Genomic DNA, 3,831 nt, shown 5'->3' with positions numbered 1-3,831 from the left:
AAGCCACGGCGCTTGGCCAGGGAGATAATCGCGTCGAGGTTGGATGGAGTCGAAGCCATGGGCAGTTACCGCCGTCTCTTTCTTGGGTGCTGCGGGGCCGCTGGATGCGGTCCGCGGGTATTTCGCCGCCCCGGAGCATTGTGCGCGGGTATAGGCGCCGGCACGGTCAACGAAGCTATCGATACTACCCTACCGGCGTGGCGATTCCTGTGCCGCCGGGGTGGCCTGGCGCACAGGTTCCGGCTGCCTCCACGGACGCCGGCGGGGCCACGGCAGGGTGGCGAGCACGACGGCGGCAAGGGTCAGCACGGTGCCGGCGATGGTGGCCGGTGCGATCACCGTTCCGGCGGTCGGAGCAATGATGTCCAGCGCAAGTGATCCGAGCAACTGACCGGCAATCATCCCCAGGCTGACCAGCAGCACGCCCATGGTCCTGACCAGCAGCGTCGTCATCCCCACGAATATGGCCCCCAGTGGCCCGCCAATGTAGTACCACCATTCGGAGGGGAGTTCTCCGGCGGCACCACCGGCCAGGGTTTGGACAGTCCAGATCAGCGCAAGCGTCGTGCCGCCGACGAGGAAGTTCAACGTCGTCGCGGTTATGGGGGTGCCATACGCGACGGCGGCGGTTCCGTTCACCGCATGCTGCAGGCTGGAGAACAGCCCGGCCAGCATTGGCAGCAGCACCAGCAGGATCAGCAGGCCCGGCTCTGCTTCGGCGTTAATCCGCGGAGAAAGGGCTATGACGACGGCGGCCAGGGTCAGCAGTGCTCCGGCCAACCGGGCGCCATTGATCCGCCGGCGCCCTCCGGGGCCGACGCCGATCCGGTCCACCACCAGGCCGCTCAGGGATTGGCCGGTCACGACCGCGACGGTAAAGATTGCGACACCGAGCGGGCCAATCGTCGTCGCCTGCATGAGCACGAAGAAGGCCCCGCTCATGCCTGCCAGCACATACCAGCGCGGGAAACGCCGCTCCCGGAGCGCTGGCAGAACATTCCGGATCCCGGCCCTCCCCCGCGGGAGCAGCACAGTGACGAGCAGCATCACCACAAGTCCGGTGGTGAAGCTGACCAACGATGCCGTCACGGCGTCGTCCAGCTCCAGAGCCAAGGCGCCGTTGACCCGTCCCTGAAGGGGAAGCAATATCCCGACGGCAAGCATCAGGGGCAGGCCGAGCAGCAAGGGGATTCTGGGGGCGGAAGGCACGCATCCAGACTATGTCAGGCAGAATGAATGCATGGATTCCGATGACATTGTTGAGCTGCCAATCCGCGACGCGATGATCCGCCTGGGTCAACTGCTGAAACTGGCGGATCTGGCCGAAGACGGCCTGATGGCCAAACAGATCATCGAAGACGGGCTGGTCACCGTCAACGGAACGGTGGAAACACGCCGCGGACGCCAGCTAGTACCCGGCGACACCATCGCAACGCCAAATGGAGCGGTACGGATTTCGGCACCGGATCCATCCGCCTGATCCTGCGATCCATCCCGCTGAGAGTTCTCAGCCTGGTCGGAGCGTTCTCAGACTGCGGGGAGAGTTCTCAGCCCTTCGGAGCCAGGACGGTCAATTTGAGGAATTCATTGACATGGCCGAGCTCCTGAGCGTTAATGCCATGACCCATGTTCCCGTACAGGACTTTCGTCAGCTTGGTGTGTTCGCGCAGCCATGAGTTGGTGAACTCGACGGCCTCGGCGGGGATGATCGGATCCTCCTGGTCCCGGCCCCAGAACAATGGGACCTGGCGTTCAGCGAGCCGGGCATCGTCGAAGAAATTGTCCTCGTTGTCCGCTCCCTCGGCTTTGAAGGCGAAGCCGGAGAGCCCGACGACGGCGGCAAAATCCGCGGGACGGTGGCGCAGCAGGCTGGTCGCCACCCCCATCCCTTGGGAGAAACCGAGGAGTGTGACGCTGCTGTGCTGGTCTTTGACGCCGTCGAGCCAGTTGGTCAGAGTGCTTGTCGTATCTTTCACAGCCTGCAGCGAGAACGAAAGGTCGTTTTTGAGCGGAAACCAGGCGAAGCCGGGTCCAGCCGCGAGGGAAGCCCGGACAGACACTACGGTGAATTCCTCCGGCAGTGAAGGGACGAGGCCGAAGAGGTCCTGTTCGTTGGCGCCGTAACCGTGGAGCAGCACCAGCAACGGCGTTCCGGCCCGCTCCTCCTCCGGCCTGGACCAGATGACGGTGGGGGCGGCTACAGTCTGTTCAGTCATGCGTTCCATTTTGGCACCGTCCGTTGCGATGGGCTAATGCGGCCGTAACCTACGGTGGCGTAGAAGTTGCGGCGGGAGGATTATAGGTACTGTGAGCAACGATTTGAGTATTCCGGCGGTACCCCTCAATCAATCCTCCCTCAAGCAGGCCTCGACCACCGAGGAGGAACTTCAGTTCGACGAGGGTACCGCCCCACCCGCGGCTGACATCGCAGACGCTGCGGCCGCGGGAGAGATTGCGCCGCCGAACAGTTCCTTACCCCACCCATGGCGCCGCTACGTGGCCCTGGGCGATTCATTTACTGAAGGCATTGGCGACCCGGACGAGCAGAGCCCGGGTGGCAATCGAGGCTGGGCAGACCGGGTGGCTGAGGAGCTGAGCCGCGGGCACCAGGACTTTGCGTACGCGAACCTGGCCATCCGCGGACGCCTGCTGCAGCAGATTCTGGATGAACAAGTCGAACCGGCCCTGGCGCTCAAGCCCGACTTGATAAGTCTCTCTGCCGGGGGCAACGACCTCCTCCGTCCCGGTTCAGATCCCGATGTCCTGGCCGAAAAGCTGGACGTCGCGGTGGGCGAACTCAGTGCGGGAGGCGCCACCGTGGTGCTGTTCACCGGACCGGATTGGGGCGGCACCTCCGTACTCGGCAGCGTCCGGAGCAAGACGGCCATCCTGAACGAGGACCTGCGGACGGTGGCAACCCGGCATGACGCAGTTATTGCCGACATGTGGTCGCTTCGGGAGCTGGCCGATCCGCAGATGTGGGCCGGGGACCGCCTGCACCTTTCGCCCCTCGGGCACCATACCGTTGCGATCATGGTGCTCGACACGCTGGCGGTTAACCATACTTTGCATCCGAAGGTCCCCAAGCCGCTGCCACCGAAAAACTGGCGGACCGCACGGACCGAGGATCTGGTTTGGGCCCGCGAGTTCTTCCTGCCATGGGTTCTCCGCCGGATCCGGCATCAGTCGTCCGGGGACCATATCCGGGCGAAGAGGCCCGACGCCGGACCAATGTTCGGCACCGGGATACCGCCCGTTCCACATTGAGAACGGCTGCACCGCCAGCCACCACCAGGGACCGCCGGGCAAAACCAGTGCACGCATAACGCCTCCGGCTTCCGGCGGACTGGTCAGCGGCTGATGATGTCGCTCAGTTGCGCCGCTTCGATCAGGAACGCATCGTGCCCCACGGGAGAGTCGATGAGCTCCAGCCGGGCCTCAACGCCGTCGGGCAGGGCGGACATTAGTTGCTCGGATTGAGCCGGATAGTACAGCCGGTCTGAAGTAACGGCGGCGATGACGAATTCGACGTCGGTGCCCGCGAAAACGTCGGCGATGCTTCCGCGGCCGCGGGTAATGTCATGGCTCATCAAGGCCTCGGTAATGGCGATGTAGCTGTTGGCGTCGAACCGCCCGGCCAACTTGCCGGCTTGGTAATCGAGGTAGCTCTCCACCTGGTACCGGCCGCGCGGGTCTGCTCCGTTCCGCAGCGGTTCCTCCGAGCCCTGCGGCAGCCGGCCGAACCGGGAGTCCAGGTCCGGCTCGCACCGGTAGGTGATGTGCGCGATCCGGCGCGCCAACCCAAGACCGGCGGCGGGACCGTCGTCGTCG

5 protein-coding genes are annotated in these 3,831 nt (G+C 64.5%); 2 read left to right on the top strand and 3 right to left on the bottom strand.

The genetic code is table 11. From position 1 onward, the window contains the following. Positions 1 to 189 precede the first annotated feature (189 nt). The gene (locus Y707_RS27460; RefSeq protein WP_051442188.1) at positions 190 to 1,209 is read right to left on the bottom strand and encodes a DMT family transporter; all 1,020 of its coding nucleotides are present in this window, start codon (positions 1,207 to 1,209) and stop codon (positions 190 to 192) included. Between the two features lie 31 nt (positions 1,210 to 1,240). Here Y707_RS27460 and Y707_RS0118455 point away from each other — a divergent pair, with 31 nt between their 5' ends. Beyond that, positions 1,241 to 1,480: an RNA-binding S4 domain-containing protein gene (locus Y707_RS0118455; protein ID WP_026536168.1), complete on the top strand. Its 240-nt coding sequence runs from the start codon at positions 1,241 to 1,243 to the stop codon at positions 1,478 to 1,480. A gap of 67 nt (positions 1,481 to 1,547) precedes the next feature. On the opposite strand, the gene Y707_RS0118450 is transcribed toward Y707_RS0118455, so the two are convergent. Next, positions 1,548 to 2,216, bottom strand: a complete 669-nt coding sequence (locus tag Y707_RS0118450; protein ID WP_026536167.1) for an alpha/beta hydrolase — start codon at positions 2,214 to 2,216, stop codon at positions 1,548 to 1,550. A 235-nt stretch (positions 2,217 to 2,451) separates the two neighbouring features. On the opposite strand from Y707_RS0118450, the gene Y707_RS0118445 reads away from it, so the two are divergent. Next, the gene (locus Y707_RS0118445) at positions 2,452 to 3,267 is read left to right on the top strand and encodes an SGNH/GDSL hydrolase family protein (protein ID WP_026536166.1); all 816 of its coding nucleotides are present in this window, start codon (positions 2,452 to 2,454) and stop codon (positions 3,265 to 3,267) included. Between the two features lie 83 nt (positions 3,268 to 3,350). Here Y707_RS0118445 and Y707_RS31725 read toward each other — a convergent pair. Continuing rightward, positions 3,351 to 3,831, bottom strand: a 481-nt coding sequence (locus tag Y707_RS31725) for a hypothetical protein (RefSeq protein WP_026536165.1), incomplete at its 5' end; no start/stop codon positions are given.

The organism is Arthrobacter sp. H14 (genome assembly GCF_000520495.1).
Lineage (GTDB): Bacteria > Actinomycetota > Actinomycetes > Actinomycetales > Micrococcaceae > Arthrobacter_C.
Note: the sequence above shows the minus strand (reverse complement) of the source record. Positions and strands in the feature narration are given on the sequence as shown.

Excerpts from the sequence above, each read along its gene's own strand:
- Y707_RS0118455 (WP_026536168.1), top strand. The coding sequence starts at position 1,241 with ATGGATTCCGATGACATTGTTGAGCTGCCAATCCGCGACGCGATGATC.
- Y707_RS0118450 (WP_026536167.1), bottom strand. The coding sequence starts at position 2,216 with ATGACTGAACAGACTGTAGCCGCCCCCACCGTCATCTGGTCCAGGCCG.